A 22820-nucleotide genomic window follows, 5' to 3' on the forward strand; every position below is an offset into this window, starting at 1 on the left:
CAAAGCCGGTTGGAAATTGCAATTTTAGCTTATAATTTGGCTTATTGTCTAGAAAGATTTAACTAGCACCACGCGTAAGAGATTATATAATTTCCCTGTAACTAAAAACTCGGAAACAACCTTTAATGATGTATCATCAATTTTATCTGGAATTTTATCTCAAGCGAAAACTAAAAATATTGATAGTTTGATTAAAGCGGGTAAAACTAAATTTGATAGTGATTGGAAACAATAGTTAATAAGAAAGATAGACGGTGTCTATCTTTTTTTGATTAGTCCTCTTTTTCTTGCTAAACTTAGGATAATAAGTTTGGAGGAGAAATTATGAAAACGGCGCATGGTGCCAGTCAAGTTAAAGAAGTAAATATTCACTCACTTCTATTAGGCGAGTTAATTACTTGGTTAGGGTCGAGTTTTATCTGGCCGTTAACTTCTGTTTATTTAAATAAGGAATTGCATGTTAGTTTGGCAATGATTGGTGTAGTACTATTTTTCAATTGCATGGCTAATATGTTTGGATCAATGATTGCTGGACGATTATATGATCGAATGAATCCTTATCCATTAGTAGTTGCAGGTCTATTTTTGGATGCAGTGGTGTTGTTCTTATTAGCTTTATTTCCTGGATGGCCTGAATATTGGTTATGGCTGACTCTAGCTGGCTTTTTTGCTGGTTGGGATGGAGCATTAATTAATTCCATGGCAACTAGTATTAAAAAAATTCCTAGTAAAAAAGTTTTTAATCTAATTTATTTTGCGCAAAATATTGGTGTGGTAACTGGAACACTGGCAGTAGGATATTTATATGACTTTTCAGTAATCTTTTTATTTGTATTAGCAGCTATTTTATATTTATTAGCCACGATAAACGCTGCAATTAATTATCGTCCAATTATTGCATATCATAAAGAATTGCTAAAAAATAAGGTGAAAAAAGAAAAGAAAAAAGTTAAACTGCCTAAAGCTAATGTATTGATGAATTACGGCTTGTTCATTACTTTAGGAATTACCTGGCTGATGTATATGAATTGGGAATCAAACTTATCGGTTTATATTGTTTCTTTTAATATTCCATTTCATATGTATAGTTTACTTTGGACTGTTAACGCCTTGATAATTGTGATAATTCAGGCAGTTTTGGCTCGTTTTGAACATATTTTTAAAACAACATTTCAACAAGTGGTGTTTGGAATTTTAATGTTTTCATTATCGTTTGTAACATTAATTTTTGCTAGAGATTTTAGTCACTTCTTATTATCAATGGTGATCTTAACATTTGGAGAAGCAACAGCTTTTCCTGCGATTCCATCTTATGTAAATGATTTAACTCCTATTGAAGTAAAGGGAGAATATCAGGGACTAACTATTGTTGCAAGTTCAGCTGGGCGGGCAATTGGCCCATTAATTGGTGGGTTAATTATTGACCGTTTTAGTTATATTCCGTTCTTTATTTTTGCAGCAATCATAATTTTTTTATGTTTAATGATTCTTGTTCCAATGCATACTCGTGTAAAACCGAAAATTAAATTATTTAAATAAATAAAAGCACCGTTGCTCTGGTGTTTTTTAATAAATTTAATAATAGACAAGATAATTTTAATAATGGTATCATTAGACTAACACATCCTAAGGAGGTTAGTTATGAATAATTTAGCTGTACGTGGTGGCGCAGGAGATATTACTAATCCTAAATCTGGCGTTCGGCCACAAGATAACTTATATTTAGCTGTTAATTCTGATTGGCTTAAAACGATTGAAATTCCAGCTGACCGTTCAAGTATGGGGAGTTTCGGTAAGATTGATGAAAATGTAGAAAAGCAATTGATGCAAGATTTTGCTGATTTTGCTGATGGTAAAAAGGTGATACCTGATCTCCCTAACTTAGATAAGGCTGTTGCTTTATACAAGGTGGCTCGCAATTTTGATAAGCGTAATAGTGAAGGTGCTGAACCAATTCAAGCTGATCTTAAAAAGTTGCTTAATTTAAAGGATTTTGTTGACTTCAAGAATAAGGCTTTAGAACTTGATAAAGCAGGTTTTCCATTACCATTACTTTTTGGTGTAGAGCCTGATATGAAGAATACTAAGATTAATATTTTGAAGAATGTTGGTCCAAGTACTATTTTGCCGGATACAGTAACTTACCAAACAGAAGCTAAAGAGCAATTGCTTCCAATTTATCAAAAGCAAACTGTTAACTTGCTTGAAATGGCTGGATTAAGTTCTAATGATGCAGAAAAATATGTTGAAAAAGCCCTTGAATACGATGAGAGAATTGCTAAGGTAGTTAAATCAAGTGAAGAATGGGCTGACTACCCTGCAAGTTATAATCCTATGAGTTTAGCTGATTTTGCAGCTAAATTTAAGAGCTATGATATTGTAAGACATATTGAAGGCTTAGTTGGGATGAAACCAGATCGTGTTATTGAAGCAGACCCAGGTTATTTAGACCATGCAGAAGAACTATTTAATGCTACGGTCTTTGAGGAAATTAAAGGCTGGATGTTGGCACGCTTTATTAATAATGTAGCCTCCACTTTATCAGCTGATTTTCGTAAGGCAGCTTTTCCATTTAGTCAAGCACTATATGGCTTAGCTGAACTTTCTAGTGGTGAAAAGCAAGCTTATCGCCTTGCTAACAGTCGTTTTAGCGAAATTGTTGGTATTTATTATGGTCAAAACTACTTTGGTAAGGATGCTAAAGCTGATGTTATTGACATGATTCATAAAATGATTAAAGTTTATGAAAAGCGTTTGGCTGAAAATTCTTGGCTTTCAAAAGCTACTCGTGATAAAGCGGTAGTTAAGTTACAAGCATTGGAGCTAAAGATTGGCTATCCTGAAAAGAGCGAAGAAGTATATAATCGCTTCAAAGTTGATGAAAGTGTAAGCTTGTATGAAAACACGGTAGTAAATAATCGCTTGGCTCAAGAATATGAATATGAACAGTTACCTAAGCCAGTAGATCGAACTGTTTGGGCAATGCCAGGTAATTTGGTAAATGCATGCTATGATCCACAAAGAAACGATTTAACATTCCCAGCTGCAATTTTGCAAAAGCCGTTTTATGATTTAAATCAAACCAGAAGTGAAAATTATGGCGGAATTGGTGTTGTTATTGCGCATGAAATTTCACACGCCTTTGATAACAATGGTTCTCAATTTGATGAATTGGGTAATATGGTTAACTGGTGGCAAGATGAAGATTATGCTGAATTTAAGAAGAGAATTCAAGCTGAGATTGATTTGTTTGATGGAATTCAATATGGCCCTGTTAAGTTAAATGGTAAGCTAATCGTTTCAGAAAATATTGCAGATCAAGGCGGATTAACTGCAGCAGTTCATGCAGCTAAAGGTGAAGGGGATGCAAGTATGCAAGAACTCTTCGAAAACTTTGCTCGTGTATGGGCAATCAAACAAAAAGAAGAAGCTATCAAGAGCATTACTGCTGTTGATGTACACGCTCCTGGTCCACTTCGTGCTAATGTTCAAAGTCAATGCCAAGAAGAATTTTACAAAGCTTTTGATGTTAAACCGGGTGACGGGATGTACTTAGAGCCTGAGAAGCGGGTTGAAATTTGGTAAAAGAAAAACGACTTCAAAATGAAGTCGTTTTTCTTTATGCTCGATTTCCGTCACCCTTTAATTTCTTTTTTAAATTAGCGTAGTTAATAGGATCAACTCGTTTAATATATGAGGGAGTAGGTCTACCTAAAATCAAAGGTACTCGTTCAACTACGGTATCAGCATAGTCAAGTCCAAACCAACTCGCAGGATTAGAAGATGAATTTTGTAAGCCAACACGGGCTTGAATAATCCATTTTTCGTAAGTGGTTAACTCTGTTTGCGGGCTTACGACATCTTGAACAATAACAAAACTAAAGTCACCAACATCTCTACCAGGAGTAGTTGTATATTCTTGAGGTTGAGATTCAATTGTCCCATCGGCAATTAAATCGTGAATTATTTGTCGCAAGTATACATTAACGCTAGTTTGTTTTTTAAATCCAAGATAAAGTTGGATATTAATTACGTTTTTAGTTCCGTAAGTATTTACAGCATATTCAGCGGTGAAAGGCTCATTAGTTACATTAACAGTTACGAACCAGTATGCTTTTGCACGTTTAGGACGCTTATCTAAGATTGAATAAAGAACTTCACGCTTGATAAATTTATTATATTTAACTTTAGCCATGTAAACTAAGTTAGTAGCATAAGTTGGATAGTTTTCATCATGACTTAAATTAGTTAACATACTAGTATATTCATCCAAACGGACATAAGAATTACGGGCTTCCCTTTTATCACGTACTTTATTACCAAAATACCAAATATACATAACTATTCCGATTAACCCAGCGATAATAACAGTTACGTAACCGCCATGAACAAATTTAACTAAGCTGGAAATTAAGAACATAATTTCAATTGCAGCAAAGAAAATTAAGAATAAGATTCGCCAGACAAGGTGAACACCTTTTTTAGCTAGATATTCAGATAATAAAATAGTTGTCATCAGCATAGTGGCTGTAATTGCTAATCCGTAGGCTGATTCCATATGTTCAGAAGTTTGAAAGAAGAAAACTACAGCTAAAGTAGTTGCTCCTAACATTTTATTAACAGAAGGAATATAAATTTGCCCTTGTTCTGTGGTGGGGTAAACAATATTCATTCGTGGTAAAAATTTCAATTGACTAGCTTCGGAAACAAGTGTAAATGAACCAGTAATTAAAGCTTGAGAGGCAATAATAGCAGCCAAGGTAGCTAAAATAATAGCATAGATTCTGATGTTCTCAGGAACAATTTGATAAAAGGGGTTGAAATCTCCACTAGTTTTAAAGCCAGGATTTTGTAAAATCCAAACTCCTTGACCAAGGTAGTTTAAAATCAAGCAAACAAATACATATGGCCAAGAGCCTTTGATATTTGCTTTACCAACATGGCCAACATCTGAATATAAAGCTTCAGCCCCGGTAGTAGCTAGGAAAATAGAACCCAATATAAAAATACCTACTTTATTTACTGGGCTAAATAGAATTTTTACAGCATAAATAGGATTTAATGCTTGCAAGATGGACCAGTCATTTGCCATATTAAGTAGCCCAATGACGCCAAGAAAAGTGAACCAAATTAACATAATTGGCCCAAAGGCTTTTCCAATAAGGCTCGTACCCATCCGTTGGATAGCAAATAATAAAAGTAGTATACAAACAGTAATTAAAATTACCATTCCCTGGGTGGAAACTAATATATTGCCACCAAATTCCATCCCTTTAAGTCCCTCGATAGCAGTGGTGACTGTAACTGCAGGAGTTAATGCTCCGTCAGCTAGTAATGCTGCTCCGCCGACTAAAGCAGGAATAACTAGCCATTTTGCTCGTTTTCTAACTAAAGCATAAAGAGCAAAGATACCACCTTCACCATGGTTTGTAGCTTTTAAGGCAATAGCAACATATTTTATGGTAGTTAACAAAGTAACTGTCCAAAAAATTAAAGAGATAGCTCCTAATATTAGTTCGCGACTAATATTAGTCATCCCCCCATTGCCAGCTACAATTGACTTCATAACATAAAGTGGGCTAGTTCCAATATCTCCGTAAACAATTCCAATTGATATTAATAAACCAGCAGCTGTTAGTTGATCACGCTTTTTTAATTTCATCATGAACCTCTTTTATGTAAGAAAAAACACTTTAATCAAAAAAGAATGCCCATCGACATTCTTTTTGATTGTCCCATGTTTTCAAATCAAGGAATGAATATCGATATTATGATAAACTTCCTGGAATTTGATTACGTTCAGCTTCATACCACTTGTCCCAATCTTCGAAAGTAGCGAAACTTTCTGGGTCAATGTTGCTCTTGGCGACAACTTCATCAAGCAAGCTCTTGAAGTTGTAGTCGTGAACATTTAATACATGCTTTACTAATTCTTTTCGTGAAAAGTTGATGTTATTAAGTAAGTATGTATTAATATCCAAGATATTCCCTTTTTTATCAAAAGAACCCATAATTTCAAGGTCATTTTGGTTATACTTAGCAATATAGAAGTTGGCGAAGTTTACAAGGTAGGCAGGTTGTTCTTTAAATTCAGCCTTAGGCATTTCTTCGCGATTAGCTTCTGGTACAACAACTTCAAATTCGTCAGTATTTTTGTTTAATTCTTCAGTCAAGGTAAGAACTCCTTTAAAAATGTCCAGATTAATTAACTAAATTAAAATAAATCACTTGTAATTTTACCCAGAAATCAACTTAAAATCAACTAGTTTGAAGGCTTTAAGTAGTTTTCCACATCGCTTTTAGTTATTGAAATATTATGTAACAATCTTTACTAGTATTATAATTATAATTGTAATACTACAATTAAAGAAATTATTAACTATATTATATTTTATTACTATAAGTTACGATGGTTGAGAAGTAGTTATAACAAATAAGGAAAAAAGATAGTTCAAAATATTTATTGAAAGCCAATAATAAGTAAAAAAGTAATAATTTTGTTAAAAATATGATGAATTATTACTTTTGTGTTGCAAAACTCTAGTTCGGTTGAAATGTACTGATAGTGCACTGTACAATATGATTGAATTATATTGGAGGGAAAGTATAATATGAAAACTAAAAAAATCACTGGCGTTGCTACCGCAGCTCTGCTCGCCTCCGTTGCTGTGCCAGTTACCAACAATTTAGCTAATATCGAAACTTCATATACTGTTAAGGCAGCCACCAAGGAGCAGGCCTTTTTAAATACTGCTGTACCTAATGCAGAAGTAGCTTCTGCAAGGTATGGAACGTATACTTCAGTTATGCTTGCGCAAGCAATACTTGAATCAGGTTGGGGTGTTTCATCTTTAGCTACACAAGCCAATAATTTATTTGGTATGAAAGGTTCTTACAACGGTCAATCTTATTATGCAGATACTGCCGAATGGGCAGCAGGAACCGGTTATTATAACATAAATGCCGGCTTTAGAAAATATCCTTCTTGGGAAGCATCTTTTGAAGATAATGGATATCTATTGAGAACCGGTACTTACGGTTATTCAAATCGTTATAGAATGGCATGGGTTGAAAATGCTGCTAATTATCAAGTAGCTACTCAAGGCTTAAAGGATGGGGGGTATGCTACTGATCCTAATTATCCTCGTTCTTTAAACAATGTAATTCAATATTATGGCCTTAATCAATATGATCCATCTATCGATAACACTACTAGAGTAATGAAAGTTACGTCTAATGGAACAGTATATTCAGGTCCTGCTAGTCCTAATGTAGTTAGTGCTACTGGAAGTGTAACAGCTGGTCAAGTTATTACGGTAGATAAAACTATAACTTATAAAAACGGTATGAGTTACATGCATACTGGCAATGGATGGATTAGTGGTTCACTTTTGGCTGGTGGGTCAAGTCAATCCCCTGTTAATGAAAAACCGGGAACAAGTAGTAATTCAGGATCTCCAATTGCCAAAATAACATATTCATCACCAGTATATGTGTGGGAAGGACCAAATAAGAATATTACTAGTCGAACATTGTCTGTAGGCTCAAGTTGGAAGATATTTGGTAAAACCACTGTAAATGGCGAAACATGGTATAACTTAGGTGGAAATCAATGGATTTTAGCTAAATATGTATATGCAACAGGATTATCATCTGTACCAACAGTTAATACTAGTGCAAGTACAACAACCACTGCCAAAACAAATAGTAATACTCAAAGTAACTTTGTTTCAGAAAGAACAGTAAAGAAAGTAAACTATGTACCAGGTTACGGAATAATGCTCTGGAAGAACCCAGGATCCGAAATGCTGGGAAGATACTTGTCTCATGGCAGCCGCTGGCAAGTATATGGCTATGTAACAGTGAATGGCAATAAATGGTACAATCTTGGTGGTAACCAATGGGTAGATGGAAGATACCTAGTAGATGGAAATGCGACAGTAGCAGGAGAAAGTAAAAAAGCTACTACAGCTACTCCAAGCAACTTTGTTTCAGAAAGAACAGTAAAGAAAGTAAATTATGTACCAGGTTATGGAATAATGCTCTGGAAGAACCCAGGATCAGGAATGCTGGGAAGATACTTAGCTCATGGTAGTCGTTGGCAAGTATATGGTTATGTGACAGTAAATGGCAATAAGTGGTATAACCTTGGTGGCAATCAATGGGCTGACGGAAGATATTTAGTAGATGATGCAACTAAAAATAATATAACTTCTGTAGAAAATATGAGTGCAGTAGGCCAAGTCAACTACGTACCAGGTTACGGAATCATGGTATGGAAGAATCCAGGTTCAGGAATGCTAGGTAGATATTTGCCTCATGGCAGTCGTTGGAGAGTATTTAAGAAAGCAACTCTTGCTAATGGCACAACTTGGTATAACCTAGGTGGCGACCAATGGGTTGATGGTCAGTATCTTAAATTAGAAAACTAATGAATTTCAATAGAGTTCTCTTTGATTAGAGAACTCTTTTTGTTATCCTTTTCTTATGATAAATAAAGAAGGGAAATATCATGCTTTTAGTAATTTTAATGGCTTTGGTTATTCCAATTTTGATGGCCAAATTTAATTTACGAAATATTCCTACAGCTGTTGCTGAAATTATCGTAGGAATTATTTTAGGAGTTAGTGGATTTAATTGGGTTGATACTAGTAATAGTCAATTGAATTTTTTATCTAATTTAGGGGTTATTATTCTGATTTTTTTATCAGGAATGGAAATAGAATTCGACCTTTTTAATAAAAAGCAGGACTCGCAAATAAATCCTGTAAAAATAGCAGCCATATCTTTCTTAGGAATTGCTATTTTTTCAGTTTCTTTAGGAGTAGTGTTATCGATTTTGGGGTTGTTTAAAGATATATTTTTAGCAAGTATTATTTTTATGACAGTCGCCTTAGGAGTAGTTATTGCTACTTTAAAAGAAAAAGAGATTTTGAGTAAGACAATTGGTCAGAGTATTTTATTAACTGCAGTATTAGGGGAAGTAATTCCGTTATTAGGATTAACAATCTATGCTTCGATTCACGGTGGAGATGCAGAAAAGTTGTGGTTAATTATCCTTTTATTCTTGGCTGCAATCGTCTTGTTAATTCGTTTTAAAAGACCTTATCTTTGGTTTAACAAAATTACCAAACAGACTACGCAAATAGATATTCGTCTAGCATTTTTTTTGATTTTTGCTTTAGTATCAATTGCTGAAAAAGTTGGTGCAGAAAACATTTTGGGTGCTTTCTTAGCGGGTATAGTAATGAAATTACTAGAACCTAGTGAGGCTACCAAGGATAAACTTACTTCTATTGGTTATGGATTTTTTATTCCATTTTTCTTTATGATGACAGGAGCTAAGCTTAATCTGAAAAGCCTGTTTACTAATCAAGCAGCTTTAATGTTATTACCTATTCTGGTTTTAGCATTCTTTATTGCAAAACTTCCAGCTGCCTTGACATATTTGAAATTTTTTACTAAGGGAAATGCATTAGCTGGTGGCTTGCTTACAGCTACAACGATTACGATTGTTTTACCAACTTTACAAGTTGCACGAAAATTAAATGCTATTAGTCAAACACAATCAGATGCTTTTACTTTAGCAGCTATCATTACTTGTATTGCAGGGCCGATTATTTTTAATTCATTGTTTAAATTAGCACCAGAAGATAAAATTAAAGAAAAAGTACTAATTTATGGTGCAAATGTTTTTTCTGTTGCTGTAGCTCAAGAACTTCATAATAAATGGTATTCAGTTGAAATGATTACTGATGATCAAGAGGCGTATAATACCTATAAAAGCCGAGTGGAATCATTAGTGTATTGTGATAATATTTTAGCAACTACCGATTTTAATTATGATATCGTTGCAAGTTCTGGATCAGATGATGAACGAAATTATGAATTTGCTAAAAAAGCAAAAGAAGCAGGAACTCAAAGAGTTATTGTTAGACAAAAACAGCCGGATGCTAACCGAATTGCTGAATTAGGTCAATTAGATATTGAGGTTTTTAATGGATACAGTGCTAGAACTTCTGCAATGAGAGCTTTGATAGAATCACCAGCCTTTTATGAAATTTTAACTGATTCTGATAATATTCTTTATGATGTTAAAATTCAAAACCATCGCTATGCAGGTCATCAGTTAATGGATTTATCTTTTATTGATAAAATTACTGTTAGTCGGATTAAGCGCGATGGTGAATGGCTAGCTCCGCATGGAACTACTGTTTTAGAAGTAGGGGATGAGATAGTTTATACTGGAAAAGTTGAAGATGCGGATATGATTAGAGAACTGTTGAGTAGAAAAAATTAGGTAAAACAAAAGGGCGTGCAAAGCACGTCCTTTTTTAGGATAGAAATTTATGAATTTTAATTGAGATAAATTAGCCAATGACTTCAACTGTAGCGTATAAAATACCAGCAGCAGGGACTTGACTATTTGGCATAGCAACATCCAATTGATTAGGGTTGGCAGCTGCAAAACCACCAGTATCATTAACTACTCGATACCAAACAGTTCCGTCTGAAAGAGTAATTTTTAATCTAGTTCCTTTAGGGAAAACTGATAAATTAGCAGCAACGCCACCATAGCCCATATTTGAACCTAAAGCGGCAGGATCATAAAAGCTAAGTTTAAAAGTTCCCTTGTTTACACCAGATATGTTTTGAGTATTTGCTTGGCTTGTAGTATTAGCAGTTGGTGTTGGAGCTTGGGTAACTGCTTGTTGAGCTTGTTTTTGTTCTTCTTGTGCCTTAGCTTCAGCTTCAGCCTTAGCTTGAGCATCCATTTTAGCTTGTTCAGCTTTAGCATTTTTAGTTAGTTCTTCAATAGCAGCTTTTTGTCTTTCTTTGATTAATTTAGCACGCATTCTAACTGGTTTGATGGTATCATTAACCAAACTAGTTGATACGTTATAATTTGTTTTTTCTGAAGCTGCTTGAGTTGGATTTACTTCAATAAAGTTTACAATTAATAATGAAATAGCCACAATAGTAGCAGCAAAACGCTTAGTTAATAAAATAAAAAATCTACTCCCTCTAAAATTAATAACTTTTTATTTCGATAATTAATAAATACTATTTCTTAATAGGTAATATTATATAAATAGAATGTTTCAGAACTTTAATAGTAAAATTACAAATACTAGTGATTTGAAATAAATATTACATTTTGGTTACAAGTAGAAATACAAATGTAAAAAAGGAGATCCTATATGACAAATCGTAATATCTTTCCTATAATTTATGCAGTTATTTCAGCTGTTTTAACTTTTATTGCTATGTTTTTTATATTGTTTAATACTTTTCATATGAATTTGAGCTTTACAATTTTTGGAGCAGCAATAATAGCGGTTATGTTTTATATTTATTCATATTTTAGAGCCCATGCCTCTGCTGAAATTAAGAGAATTGTCTATCAATATGGCCTTGATGATGCAGAATTAGCAAGGCTGACTGGTTTGAAGAAATCAGATTTTCCAATTTATCAAGATAAATTGCAATTGATTTTACCTAAGAGAATGTGGCCACGTGTATTACATATTTTGCAAGAATATGAACAAGAGCAAAAAAGTAAAGGTTAAGGCAAATTATACATATTGCTATATAATAATTCTTAACTGACAAAAAGGGAGAAAAAAGTGAGCTTATTAACAGTTACTGGCTTAAGCCAGGGATTCATTGATAAAACTTTATATGAAGATGCAAATTTTGTATTGAATAAAGAAGATCATATGGGAGTTACTGGTCAAAATGGAGTTGGTAAATCAACTTTAATTAAAATTTTAACTGGTGAAATTGTACCCGATGATGGACAAGTTAAGTGGCAAAAGAATATAAAGGTTGGATATCTTGATCAATATGCCAAATTAACGCCTGGTATGACTTTGAAATCATTTTTAAAAACGGCTTTTGCAGATTTATTTGCACAAGAAGAGAAGTTAAACAATTTATATGTTGAATATAGTGAAAAAGGTGATCAAACATTACTGGATAAGGCAGGGAAAATTCAAACTCATTTAGAAGAAGTGGGCTTTTATGATATTGATACTGCAATTGATCAAGTAGCAAGTGGACTAGGGTTACTTGAATTAGGCTATGATAAAGATGTTAGTGAAATGTCTGGTGGTCAAAGATCGAAGCTGATTTTAGCTAAATTACTTTTAGAAAAACCGCAAGTGTTAGTATTAGATGAACCAACTAATTATCTTGATGTTAATCATATAGATTGGCTAGTTACCTATTTAAATGATTTTGAAGGAGCATTTATCGTAGTTAGCCATGACTATGACTTTTTAGGAAGAATTACTAACTGCATTATTGATATTGACTTTGGAACAATCACTCGCTATACCGGTGATTTGAAACATGCTATGCGTCAAAAGGCGCAAGATAGGGAAACATACTTAAAAGCATATCAAAATCAACAAAGAAAAATAGCCAAAACTGAGGCATATATCCGTAAAAATAAAGCAGGTACACGTGCTAAAAGTGCGCGTTCAAGACAAAAACAACTTGATCGAATGGAGAAATTAACTCCCCCACAAAATAATAAAAGGGCCAAATTTGATTTCCCATATGTAGCTACTGCCTCTAATTTATTACTACAAACTCAAGACTTAGTCATTGGATATGATCAAGCATTAGTGAAACATGCGTTTAATTTTAGTGTGGGTGGAAATGAAAAAGTGGCTGTGACTGGTTTTAATGGTATAGGAAAGACCACTTTATTAAAGACTTTGTTAGGGAAATTAAAGCCGGTATATGGTAGTTTTGAATTATCTGCTACAGCAAAACTAGCTTACTTTAAGCAAGACTTAGCTTGGCCCAATAAAAATATGACACCATTACAATATCTAGCTGAATGCTATGAAAAAATTAAGCCTAAAGAATTGCGACAAGCATTGGCTAGAATGGGATTAACAGCACAACAAGCAATGAGTCCACTAGGGGAATTATCAGGTGGGGAGCAAGAAAAAGTGAAATTAGCAAAAATGCAATTTGAACCGGCTAATATTCTTTTCCTTGATGAGCCAACTAATCACTTGGATAATGAAACTAAGGATGCTTTGAGAAAAGCTATTGTAAATTTTCCAGGTGCGGTTATCATTGTCAGCCACGAACGTGATTTCTTTAGAGGAGATTGGGTTGATAAAACAATTGATATTGAAAAAATGAACTAATTGAGGTCATTATGTTTGAAGATAAAGAACGTTTAAAAGAAGTGCAAAGGATTTGTTTATTAGCAGGGCACTTGATGATTGAGGGTGGAAGTGAAATGAGTAGAGTTGAGGATACAATGCTTAGAATTGCTCGCAATGCTGGAGTAACAGATCCTCAAGTCTTTGCTACCCCAACTGGAGTTTTTTTGACCTTAGATTCTGGTCAACTGTCACAGATAGAACAAGTAAGAGAACGGAATATTAACTTAGAACTAGTTGATCGGGTAAATAATTTATCTCGTCAATTTGCCAATAAAGAAATTGACTTACAGGAATTAGATGAAAAGTTACATGACGTAGCAACTAATACAGCGGCTTTTCCTCTGTGGCTCCAATTAGTTGGTGCTGCTAGTTTGTCTTCAACTTTAATGATTTTATTTTTTGATAGTTATGATTGGCTTGATTTTCCAGCTGCTGCAATAGTGGGTTGCTTGGGATTCTTAGTTTATTATTTTATTCAAAAATATACTAGAATCAGATTCTTATCTGAGCTAATAGCAGCTATGTTTATGGCATTATTAACTTACTTAATTCGTTTGCTAGTGCCAGAGTGTTCGATTGATAAAATATTAGTTGGAGCTTTAATGACGCTGGTACCAGGCTTAGCATTAACTAATGCGCTGCGTGATTTATTCGCAGGAGATTTAATGAGTGGAATTGGACGCTTTGTTGAAGCGGTAATGACGGCACTTGCTTTAGGTGGTGGAGTAGGTATTATTATGCGGTTTTTAGGTGCTTAAGATGGCAATATGGTTACAGATTTTAATTAATATTGTATTTTCAATTATTGGCTCAATGGGGTTTGCATTGACAATTAATGTTCCAAGGCGTGCACTGTTTTTAACTGGAATTAGTGGGGCTTGTGGATGGATGACATATTGGGTGTTAATTAGATTACACTCAGGAAGAATGATTGCCAATTTAGTTGGGGCTTTTGTAATTGGGATGTTGGGTTTATTTTTTGCAAGAATAAAAAAATGCCCTGTATCAGTATTTAACATTCCCGCTCTAGTGCCCCTTGTTCCAGGAGCCCCTGCTTATATGGCTGTACGTGCATTAGTACAAGGTAAATATGATGTGGCTGAGGACTTAATGCTAAGAGTAGGAATCATTACGGTTGCTATTGCTCTTGGATTTTTATTATCAACTTTACAAAGTGAATTTATTTATCGTTTGAAGATGCATTATAAGAATAAACAGTAAAAACGACTTGTATCAGGTGATACAGGTCGTTTTGCTGTTTACAGATATTTCATAATGATAAAATGTTTGTGGGAGCGTTTTCACGATAAGCTTTAATAATTTTTAATAATTCTTCTGGACTTTCTCGCATTTCGCGTCGAATCCATAAAGTGAAAATAGTAGCAATACCACTAAAGACTACTTCATAAGCATAAGGCTGTTTAAGAGGACCATTATTTTGATTGTGGTATTTTGAGAAAATTTTTACTAATGTTTTATAAAAATCTGCAATAAATTCCGGATATAAATCACTATTTAATATTGAAAATAGTAGTTTTTGATGTTTGATTAAGTAATTAATAACTTCTTTTAAGGATGCTTCGGAAAAGAAATGTGGATTTTGAGGTTCAATTTTTAGGCAGGCAGAAATATCGGTTAAGATAGTTTCCTTAATCTCTCGCCATAAGTCACTCTTATCGAGATAATTTAAATAAAAAGTTCCCCGATTGATTTGGGCTTTTTTAGTAATGCTAGAAACAGTCATCTTTTGATAACCTTCGGTTTTTAATAAATAAATAAAAGCATCTTTAATTTTCTGTTTAGAATTTGTTCTTCGAATATTTCCCATAATTTTCTCCTTATATCAACGCCTTATTGAAAAATGTACATAGAAAACAAAGGCAAAGGTGCTAGAATACTTGCATAGTAAATCAACACAATGTACAGATTAGGAGTGAATAATATGTCAATAATTGATGTAAAAAACAGTTCTAAAGAATATAAAACTGGAAATACAACTGTTCTTGCTAATAAGAATATTACTTTTTCAGTTGATAAAGGTCAACTAGTAATTATTCTCGGATCATCTGGAGCAGGAAAATCTACTTTGCTCAATATTTTGGGAGGTATGGATACCAATACTAGTGGTGACGTTATTATCAATGGCCACAACATTGCTAACTATTCTAGAAAAGAATTAACAGCTTATCGTAGAAAAGATGTTGGTTTTGTATTTCAGTTCTACAACTTGGTTCCTAATTTAACAGCTAAAGAAAATGTAGAATTAGCTGCTGAAATTGTACCTAATGCAATGGAAGCAAGTGAAGCGTTAGATGCAGTGGGGCTGGGAGATAGAATGAACAACTTCCCTGCACAATTGTCAGGAGGACAACAACAACGTGTTGCTATTGCCCGGGCAATAGCAAAGAATCCAGCAATTTTACTTTGTGATGAACCAACTGGAGCGCTTGACTATCAAACTGGTAAACATGTTTTAAAAATTTTACAAGAAATGAGTACGAAAAAAGGCTCAACAGTTATTATTGTTACACATAATGCCGCAATTGCACCTATTGCCAATCAAGTAATTCATGTTCATGATGGTCAAGTTAAGAGGATTGAAAAGAATGAACATCCAACAGATATTTCTGAAATTGAATGGTAAAAGCTAGGAGAATTTGAATGAAGAAAAAGATTCTATGGAAAGATGCTTGGCAAGCAATAACTGGATCTTTAGGTAGATTTGTTGCAATTTTCATGTTGATGATGGTAGCTGTCTTTACCTTTATTGGTCTTAAAATGACGGGTCCAGATATGAGAAGCACAGCTGTTGATTCATTTAAGAATAATAATTTAGCTGATATAACAGTTGTTTCAAACTATGGCTTAAATAGTAAAGATAAACAAAAAATCGAAAATCAATCTGGTGTAAAGAAGGTTGAATATAGTTATCTTCAAGATTCTACTGTTAATGATAGTAAAAAGAGTTTAAGGGTATATTCTGAAAGCAAAAAGATATCTAAAGTAGAACTTACTAAAGGCCACATGCCTAAAAATAGCTCTGAAATTGTTATCTCTTATTTGTTGAAAGATAAGTATAAACTTGGTAAAAAGATAACTTTAGATAATCACAGTAGTTTAAAGCATAAAAAGTTTAAAGTTGTCGGTTATGTTCGCTCAAGTGAGTATTTAGATAAACACGATATGGGGCAAACCACTGTAGGTACAGGTCAATTATCTGGCTTTGCTTTTGTAAAGAAGTCTGCTTTTAAATCCGGTACAACAACTGGAATAGCTAGAATTACTTATAAAAAGACTGCTAAAATGAATCCATATTCAACTAAGTATTCTAACTATATTAATGACAAGGAAAAAGATTTAAAGAAGGAATTAGATAAGAATATTTCAGCTAAAGAAAGTAAAACCAAAAATAAAATTGCTGAAATTAATGATAGTTTAACTAAGTTAAATGCAATTGTAGCGGTTAAACCTGAATATCAAAGTCAGATTAAGCAACTTGAAAGTGCTAAAGCGAAGCTTGAACATTTGAATAAACCTAGCTACACAGTTAATACTCGTGATGAATTCCCAGGTTATGAAAATTATCGTTCAAATGCAGAAAGAATTGACGTTTTATCTAATATTTTCCCAGTATTCTTATTTGCAATTTCTGCCTTAGTTTCTTTAACTACAATGACTAGATTTGTGGAAGAAGAAAGAATTAATATTGGTACTATGAAGGCAATTGGCTATAGCAATTTTGATGTGGCTAAGAAATTTATTGTTTATAGTATGCTTTCAAGTACATTTGGTGTGATTTTTGGTGCATTTGGTGGATTTAGAATCTTACCTGGCATTATTTTTGAGGCTTATGCAGCCAATTCAACAATGACTGGCTTTAGAAGTCAATTCTCTTTAGCTTGGCTAATATTAGGACTAGTTGTTGCCTGGGCATGTACGACTTTAGCAGCACTTTACGCCTTAAAGAAAGATGTTAAAGATCGCCCAGCTCAATTATTACTACCTAAACCACCTAAAAAAGGTTCAAAAATTTTCCTTGAAAGAATCACACCATTATGGAGTAGATTGAGTTTTAATCACAAGGTTACCTTCAGAAACCTCTTTAGATATAAGACAAGAATGTTAATGACAATCTTTGGAGTTGCTGGTTGTACAGGCTTATTAGTAATGGCTTTTGGTATTCGAGATTCACTTTCAGGAATTAGTAAAAATCAATATACCAACATTATTAAATATGACATGATTGCGGTTAAGAACTCAAATCCTAGTTCTAAACAAAACGCAGACTTATTGGATGAACTAGATTCAAATAGTGTTAAACGCTATAAGCGGATTCACTTTACTACTTTGAATCGTAATCTTGGGGAAGACAAGACTAAGCAAACTATTAATGTGATTGTTCCTAAGGCCAATACTGACTTATCTAAGTATATTAATTTAAAGAGCAGTTCTACTGGAAAGAAATTAAAATTAACCAATAATGGTGTAGTTATTTCTGAAAAGTTGGCTCAATTAACCAATGCTAAGGTTGGACATTATATTAAGTTAAAAGATACTAACGATAAGTGGAAAAAATTCAAAGTTAGTGGCATTTGTGAAATGTATATGGGTCACTACATGGTAATGAATAAACAAGCTTATAAGCATTACTTTGATAAAGAATATAAGACCAATGGGTATCTGATAAGTACTAAGTCAGGTAAATTACAAACAGTTTCTGAAAAATTGATGGATACTGGTGCAATTAAAGGTATTAATCAAAATGTTAACAACAAGAAAACGATTGATAACTTGATTAATTCACTTAATAAAGTTATTTTGATTTTAATTGCAATTTCTACAATTTTGGCATTAGTTGTTATCTATAATTTAACTAATATTAATGTTGACGAAAGAATGCGTGAACTTTCAACTATTAAAGTATTGGGATTCTTTGATAAAGAAGTTACGATGTACATTTATCGGGAAACTATTATTCTTTCAATTCTAGGTATCCTAGCTGGATATTTAGTCGGTATTTGGTTACATAGCTTTATTATTACCACCTTACCACCCGTTAACGCTATGTTTGATCCTAATATGTACATATCTAACTTTATTTACTCAGCCCTCATTCCAGCAGTGATAACTACTGTCTTAGCATTTATTATGCACAAGAAGATTAAAGATGTTGATATGTTAGATGCTTTAAAGTCGGTTGAATAGATGATATAATCATTAATGACGAGTCGATAAAGAACGCGAGATGCGTATATTTATCAGGGGACATCTGCTTTTAATAGCAAGGCACGGGAAGTGTTGATGTTTTGGAAGACCTATTGTGAACGTGGAATTCCAACTTTGCCCAAAAAGACCACTTCTTTCCATGAGAAGTGGTCTTTTTATATCTTTTTAACCTATGCAAACAAGTTTATCCGTTGTAAAATAGTTAGTGAAACATTGAATTATTTAAAGGAGATATTTCATGTCAAAATTAGTTTTAATCCGTCACGGTCAAAGTGAATGGAACCTTTCAAACCAATTTACTGGTTGGGTTGATGTTAACCTTTCAGAAAAAGGTGTTGAAGAAGCTAAAAGAGCTGGTCGTTTAATTAAGGAACATGGTCTTAAATTTGATCAAGCTTACACTTCAGTATTGAAGCGTGCTATCAAGACTTTGCACTTTGCACTTGAAGAAAGTGACCAACTTTGGATTCCTGAAACTAAGTCTTGGAGACTTAATGAACGTCATTACGGTGCTCTTCAAGGTTTAAACAAGAAGGCTACTGCTGAAAAGTACGGCGATGAACAAGTTCACATTTGGCGTCGTTCATACGATGTTTTGCCTCCAGCAATTGATGATGATAATGAATACAGTCAAGCACATGATCGTCGTTACTCAAACTTGGATCCTAACATTGTTCCAAAGGCAGAAAACTTACATGTATGTTTAGATCGTGTAATGCCATTCTGGGAAGATCACATTGCTCCTGACTTATTGGCAGGTAAGAATGTTATTATCGCAGCACACGGTAACTCACTTCGTGCTTTGACTAAGTACATTGAACGTATTTCTGATGAAGATATTATGGATCTTGAAATGAAGACTGGTGAACCAGTTGTTTACACTTTCGACGACAAGTTGAACGTAACTGACAAGGTTAAGTTAGACGACTAATCATTCGTTATAAAAGACTATTCTCTTAGAGGATAGTCTTTTATTTTTTACAATTTGGTTATGAAAATTCCTTTTGAGTGATATTTTAAAATTTTTTCGATAAAATAAAAAAGATAAAATTAAAAAACATAACAATATAAAGGAAAAAGTATATGCAGAATAATTATCCAAGCAATTCTCGAGTAGCGCTTTATGAAAGTAATAAACGAAAAAGAAATAAAAAATTACGTTTGATTATTGGAGTAATGATGATTTTATTGCTCGGGATAGGATCATATATTGGCTATATCTTTTTTAGAACTAAGGGTGCAATTGATAAAACTTATGATCCTAAGACTGCTGTTGCTACGAATAGTTCAACTTTTAATGGAAAAAAGAGTTTTGCAGTTTTATTAATGGGTACGGATACAGGGGCTTTTAATAGAACCGATAAAATGGGGAATACTGATACGATGATTGTAGCAGTTGTTAATCCCTCTAAGAAGCGTTATACACTTATGTCCATTCCTCGTGATACAATGGCTCAAATGGTGGGTGCTAAATCATTGACTGCGGAAAAGATTAATGCCGCCTATTCAATTGGTGGAGCTAAAATGGCGATGAATACTGTTTCTAAACTAATTAACGTTCCAATTAAATATTATGCTGTAATAAATATGGGTGGCTTGCGTAAAATGGTTAATGGTGTAGGTGGCGTTACTGTTACACCTCCACTTAGTTTTTCATACGGGGGCTATAGTTTTAAAAAGGGAAAGAAGACTAAATTAAATGGTTCTCAAGCTTTAGCTTATGCAAGAATGCGTTATGATGATCCAACTGGTGACTATGGACGTCAATTGCGACAAAGACAAGTCATCATGTCATTGATAGAGAATGCTTCTTCAATTTCAACCTTGGCTAACTTAGAGTCAATTTTAAATTCGGTTTCGGAAAATGTAAAAACTAATCTGTCATTTAATAATTTGATGGCTATTTTCCAAAACTATAAGAGTAGTACTGCAACTTCAAAGAGTGATTATTTACATGGATTGAGTGTTACTATTGATGGAGCATCTTACCAAGTTATGTCAGATACCGAGCTTCAGAGAGTATCTGATTATGTACGTAGCGAATTAGGTCTTGAAAAAGAAAAAATAAGTAATTTTGAAACTTATGAAAATAAGTTAAATGAACAAAATGGCTTTAGTTTTAGTAGTACCGAAGATCAAGAATATACCGTATATGATTATGGAAGTGACACTAGTTCAGATACGAATAGCGATAGTGATCAAGATAATGATGATACAGGAGATTATTAACCTTGATACATTTTAGTTCATTTATAATTGGATACATATTAGGTAATTTCTTATTTGCTTTAATTGTAGGAAAGTATTTTCTCCATGCAGATCCGACTAAAAATGGATCAGGTAATCCGGGAACAGCTAATATGGGAGCTGTTTTTGGAAAAAAGTGGGGTATTTTAACCTTAATCGGGGATGCTGTAAAAAGTATATTGGCTTTAACTATTACTTGGCTTTTATTTAAAAGTCAACTAGCTATGGCATATTGTGGTTTAGGTTTAATGCTAGGGCATTGTTATCCTGTTACTAATCATTTTAAAGGAGGTAAAGGGGTAGCAGTGATTGGAATTACAATGTTGGCTGTTGATTTTAAAATGGCTTTGATTATTTTGCTAATTGCACTAGTATTAACCATTATCATGAAAAATTTGACCATTCCTCCTTTATTTTTTACCTATTGTTTTGGAGTAGTTAGTTTATCACTAGGTAAAACTAATCGTGGTTTAATTTTTTTGGTCATAGGAATCATTATGACTATTCGTTTTTGGAAAGATATTATCGATTTTGTTCAAGGCAAGGGTAAGAAAGTAGATATTTTATTTAGTATCAAGAAAAAGATTGGAATAAAGATATAAAGAGGTTTAGAAAAAATCAATATAAAAAGCGTAGATGTTAGGTATTATAACACTTAACATCTACGCTTTTTGTTTCTTCTCAGATTATTATATTATAGTTTGTAATGATTTCTTTTTAAAAAGGTTTTAAAACTAGGACAACGATATATTTTTTCATAATCAATAGCCTTTGCAGAGTAGTTAGTGAAATAATAGTCTACACCATTTTTAATTGCTTGTTTTATTTGAGCAGAACTATCAATAGTCCAAGTACAAAATTGTTTATTGTGCTTATGCGCAAATTTAATGTTTTGTGGATATGCTAGATGTTCCTCAGGAGCAACAATATCTATGTTTGAATCTTTGGTTGCTTCTTCAAAAGCAGGGTAATCGCCACACAAGAACAATGTTTTAACTTTAGGAAGAAACTTTTTAATTCTAGCCGCATCTTCTTTGGTCCAACATTGTATTATTAGCCGTGAAACAGGTATTTTACATTCATGAATGGTTTTAACTAAAGTAGGTATTTGATTGAAATCCCACTTTGTACGTACTTCGACAACAAAGTTTACATCTTTATCTTTTTTATAGTGGTTAAAAACTTCAGATAATCTATGACAATGTTCATTATTAGCTGTTTTTAGTTCTTCTATTTCTGAATCGGTCATATCTCTAAATAATTGGTTACAATGAAAGATTCGCCGGGCTGATGGATCGTGACTAACCCATAATGTTCCTTCTTTAGAACTAACTAAATCTTGTTCAATATAGTGTGAGCCAGAAGCAATAGCTTGGTCATATGCCGCAAAAGTAGGCTCTATTTCATCATTAGAACCACTACCTCTGTGGGAAATAACATGTTTTGCTGCAAAATAATTGATATAATTGGCATAATTTTTCTCCAAATTTACACCTTGTTTTATATAATTGTCATTATTGTTATTTGTCTGTATAACTTTGGGCGCATTAGCATAACCTATACAATATCCCAATCCAACAGAAAATGACGCTAAAATGATACTAAAAATAGTAACTCCCTTTGACTTTATGTTTTTCATCTAATCCCCAATCTAAAAATTGATAATCTAATTGTAGCGGATATAAAAGTAGCAGTAAAATCTTTATTAAATTAGTTGTTTCACTTAAATAAAGACTTTTTAATGATTAGATACTCAAACACCAGAGCTATTAGCCCTATAAAACTAACTATAATTCCTAATTTCAAACCTGGCATTGTATGCTTTAAAGTGACTTTGTGTTTCCCTTTTGGTAAATCTAAAGCAATAAATCTATTTAGGGCTTTCACAATCTTGACAGGCTTTCCATCACTAAAAGCTTTCCAGCCAGATGTGTATGGAATAGTAGTAATTAAAGACTGCCCTTGTTTGATATTGACAATCCCTTCAATTTGATTATTTGTCCATTTGGATAATTTAAGTCGGTTGTTTTGTGCATAAGAAATTGTTTTATTAAGAGCTTGTTTATTGAGTAAGTAAAGCTCAGGATTTAATAGTGATCCTTTTGAAATTTCTTTCTTTAACTTAATTTTCAAAGTAACTTTGCCACTCTTAGGCAC

The 22820-nt window shown here is 33.3% G+C and carries 19 protein-coding genes; 13 read left to right on the plus strand and 6 right to left on the minus strand.

Annotation, left to right across the window (positions count from 1 at the left end):
* Positions 1–324: 324 nt before the first annotated feature.
* Positions 325–1539 carry an MDR family MFS transporter gene (locus tag ETI37_RS07085; RefSeq protein WP_006585959.1) on the plus strand — a complete coding sequence of 405 codons (1215 nt, stop codon included), beginning with the start codon at positions 325–327 and terminating at the stop codon, positions 1537–1539.
* A gap of 102 nt (positions 1540–1641) precedes the next feature.
* A complete protein-coding gene (locus tag ETI37_RS07090) occupies positions 1642–3585 on the plus strand; it encodes a M13 family metallopeptidase (RefSeq protein ID WP_006585958.1) in 1944 nt (647 codons plus the stop codon).
* Between the two features lie 34 nt (positions 3586–3619).
* Here the strand turns inward: ETI37_RS07090 and ETI37_RS07095 are convergent, their stop codons facing one another.
* Positions 3620–5662 (minus strand): KUP/HAK/KT family potassium transporter, encoded by a 2043-nt coding sequence (locus ETI37_RS07095; RefSeq protein ID WP_034535727.1) that lies wholly within the window; start codon positions 5660–5662, stop codon positions 3620–3622.
* A 106-nt stretch (positions 5663–5768) separates the two neighbouring features.
* Positions 5769–6200 carry a hypothetical protein gene (locus ETI37_RS07100; protein ID WP_006587616.1) on the minus strand — a complete coding sequence of 144 codons (432 nt, stop codon included), beginning with the start codon at positions 6198–6200 and terminating at the stop codon, positions 5769–5771.
* Positions 6201–6611: 411 nt separating this feature from the next.
* On the opposite strand from ETI37_RS07100, the gene ETI37_RS07105 reads away from it, so the two are divergent.
* Both ETI37_RS07105 and ETI37_RS07110 read left to right on the plus strand, forming a co-directional pair.
* Positions 6612–8432: a glycoside hydrolase family 73 protein gene (locus ETI37_RS07105; RefSeq protein WP_006585955.1), complete on the plus strand. Its 1821-nt coding sequence runs from the start codon at positions 6612–6614 to the stop codon at positions 8430–8432.
* 80 nt (positions 8433–8512) lie between these two features.
* Positions 8513–10300 (plus strand): monovalent cation:proton antiporter family protein, encoded by a 1788-nt coding sequence (locus tag ETI37_RS07110; protein ID WP_006585954.1) that lies wholly within the window; start codon positions 8513–8515, stop codon positions 10298–10300.
* A gap of 70 nt (positions 10301–10370) precedes the next feature.
* On the opposite strand, the gene ETI37_RS07115 is transcribed toward ETI37_RS07110, so the two are convergent.
* The gene (locus tag ETI37_RS07115; protein WP_006585953.1) at positions 10371–10976 is read right to left on the minus strand and encodes a hydrolase; all 606 of its coding nucleotides are present in this window, start codon (positions 10974–10976) and stop codon (positions 10371–10373) included.
* A gap of 225 nt (positions 10977–11201) precedes the next feature.
* Between ETI37_RS07115 and ETI37_RS07120 the strand changes: the two genes are divergently transcribed.
* From ETI37_RS07120 to ETI37_RS07135, 4 genes are read left to right on the plus strand one after another with little or no spacing between them, the layout of a single operon-like run.
* Entirely contained in the window at positions 11202–11570 is a 369-nt protein-coding gene (locus ETI37_RS07120; protein WP_006585952.1) for a hypothetical protein, read from the plus strand.
* 57 nt (positions 11571–11627) lie between these two features.
* A complete protein-coding gene (locus tag ETI37_RS07125) occupies positions 11628–13169 on the plus strand; it encodes an ABC-F family ATP-binding cassette domain-containing protein (RefSeq protein WP_006585951.1) in 1542 nt (513 codons plus the stop codon).
* Positions 13170–13180: 11 nt separating this feature from the next.
* Complete coding sequence (locus ETI37_RS07130; protein ID WP_006585950.1) at positions 13181–13948, plus strand: threonine/serine exporter family protein; 768 nt, start codon at positions 13181–13183, stop codon at positions 13946–13948.
* A gap of 1 nt (position 13949) precedes the next feature.
* Positions 13950–14411, plus strand: coding sequence for a threonine/serine exporter family protein (locus ETI37_RS07135; RefSeq protein ID WP_022091092.1), 462 nt, complete (start codon positions 13950–13952; stop codon positions 14409–14411).
* Between the two features lie 49 nt (positions 14412–14460).
* On the opposite strand, the gene ETI37_RS07140 is transcribed toward ETI37_RS07135, so the two are convergent.
* Positions 14461–15018, minus strand: a complete 558-nt coding sequence (locus ETI37_RS07140) for a TetR/AcrR family transcriptional regulator (protein ID WP_006585948.1) — start codon at positions 15016–15018, stop codon at positions 14461–14463.
* 114 nt (positions 15019–15132) lie between these two features.
* Here ETI37_RS07140 and ETI37_RS07145 point away from each other — a divergent pair, with 114 nt between their 5' ends.
* From ETI37_RS07145 to ETI37_RS07165, 5 genes are all read left to right on the plus strand, one after another.
* Positions 15133–15834 (plus strand): ABC transporter ATP-binding protein, encoded by a 702-nt coding sequence (locus tag ETI37_RS07145; RefSeq protein ID WP_006587618.1) that lies wholly within the window; start codon positions 15133–15135, stop codon positions 15832–15834.
* A 17-nt stretch (positions 15835–15851) separates the two neighbouring features.
* Entirely contained in the window at positions 15852–18395 is a 2544-nt protein-coding gene (locus ETI37_RS07150; RefSeq protein ID WP_006585946.1) for an ABC transporter permease, read from the plus strand.
* Between the two features lie 259 nt (positions 18396–18654).
* Positions 18655–19347 (plus strand): 2,3-diphosphoglycerate-dependent phosphoglycerate mutase, encoded by a 693-nt coding sequence (locus ETI37_RS07155; RefSeq protein WP_006585945.1) that lies wholly within the window; start codon positions 18655–18657, stop codon positions 19345–19347.
* 152 nt (positions 19348–19499) lie between these two features.
* On the plus strand, positions 19500–20645 hold the full coding sequence (locus ETI37_RS07160) for an LCP family glycopolymer transferase (protein ID WP_006585944.1): 1146 nt from the start codon (positions 19500–19502) through the stop codon (positions 20643–20645).
* Between the two features lie 2 nt (positions 20646–20647).
* Positions 20648–21265 carry a glycerol-3-phosphate acyltransferase gene (locus tag ETI37_RS07165; RefSeq protein ID WP_006585943.1) on the plus strand — a complete coding sequence of 206 codons (618 nt, stop codon included), beginning with the start codon at positions 20648–20650 and terminating at the stop codon, positions 21263–21265.
* Positions 21266–21357: 92 nt separating this feature from the next.
* Here ETI37_RS07165 and ETI37_RS07170 read toward each other — a convergent pair whose 3' ends face one another.
* Positions 21358–22302, minus strand: a complete 945-nt coding sequence (locus ETI37_RS07170; protein WP_143458502.1) for a glycerophosphodiester phosphodiesterase — start codon at positions 22300–22302, stop codon at positions 21358–21360.
* 80 nt (positions 22303–22382) lie between these two features.
* Entirely contained in the window at positions 22383–22796 is a 414-nt protein-coding gene (locus tag ETI37_RS07175; RefSeq protein ID WP_244285217.1) for a YfhO family protein, read from the minus strand.
* Positions 22797–22820 lie beyond the last annotated feature (24 nt).

The organism is Lactobacillus mulieris, assembly GCF_007095465.1.
In the GTDB taxonomy this organism is placed as follows: domain Bacteria; phylum Bacillota; class Bacilli; order Lactobacillales; family Lactobacillaceae; genus Lactobacillus; species Lactobacillus mulieris.

Bases quoted from the DNA above. Each gene is read 5' to 3' on its own strand.
- ETI37_RS07090 (WP_006585958.1), top strand. From the start codon at position 1,642: ATGAATAATTTAGCTGTACGTGGTGGCGCAGGAGATATTACTAATCCT.
- ETI37_RS07170 (WP_143458502.1), bottom strand. From the start codon at position 22,302: ATGAAAAACATAAAGTCAAAGGGAGTTACTATTTTTAGTATCATTTTA.
- ETI37_RS07130 (WP_006585950.1), top strand. From the start codon at position 13,181: ATGTTTGAAGATAAAGAACGTTTAAAAGAAGTGCAAAGGATTTGTTTA.
- ETI37_RS07110 (WP_006585954.1), top strand. From the start codon at position 8,513: ATGCTTTTAGTAATTTTAATGGCTTTGGTTATTCCAATTTTGATGGCC.
- ETI37_RS07120 (WP_006585952.1), top strand. From the start codon at position 11,202: ATGACAAATCGTAATATCTTTCCTATAATTTATGCAGTTATTTCAGCT.
- ETI37_RS07145 (WP_006587618.1), top strand. From the start codon at position 15,133: ATGTCAATAATTGATGTAAAAAACAGTTCTAAAGAATATAAAACTGGA.
- ETI37_RS07105 (WP_006585955.1), top strand. From the start codon at position 6,612: ATGAAAACTAAAAAAATCACTGGCGTTGCTACCGCAGCTCTGCTCGCC.
- ETI37_RS07095 (WP_034535727.1), bottom strand. From the start codon at position 5,662: ATGAAATTAAAAAAGCGTGATCAACTAACAGCTGCTGGTTTATTAATA.
- ETI37_RS07150 (WP_006585946.1), top strand. From the start codon at position 15,852: ATGAAGAAAAAGATTCTATGGAAAGATGCTTGGCAAGCAATAACTGGA.
- ETI37_RS07135 (WP_022091092.1), top strand. From the start codon at position 13,950: ATGGCAATATGGTTACAGATTTTAATTAATATTGTATTTTCAATTATT.
- ETI37_RS07085 (WP_006585959.1), top strand. From the start codon at position 325: ATGAAAACGGCGCATGGTGCCAGTCAAGTTAAAGAAGTAAATATTCAC.
- ETI37_RS07160 (WP_006585944.1), top strand. From the start codon at position 19,500: ATGCAGAATAATTATCCAAGCAATTCTCGAGTAGCGCTTTATGAAAGT.
- ETI37_RS07140 (WP_006585948.1), bottom strand. From the start codon at position 15,018: ATGGGAAATATTCGAAGAACAAATTCTAAACAGAAAATTAAAGATGCT.
- ETI37_RS07155 (WP_006585945.1), top strand. From the start codon at position 18,655: ATGTCAAAATTAGTTTTAATCCGTCACGGTCAAAGTGAATGGAACCTT.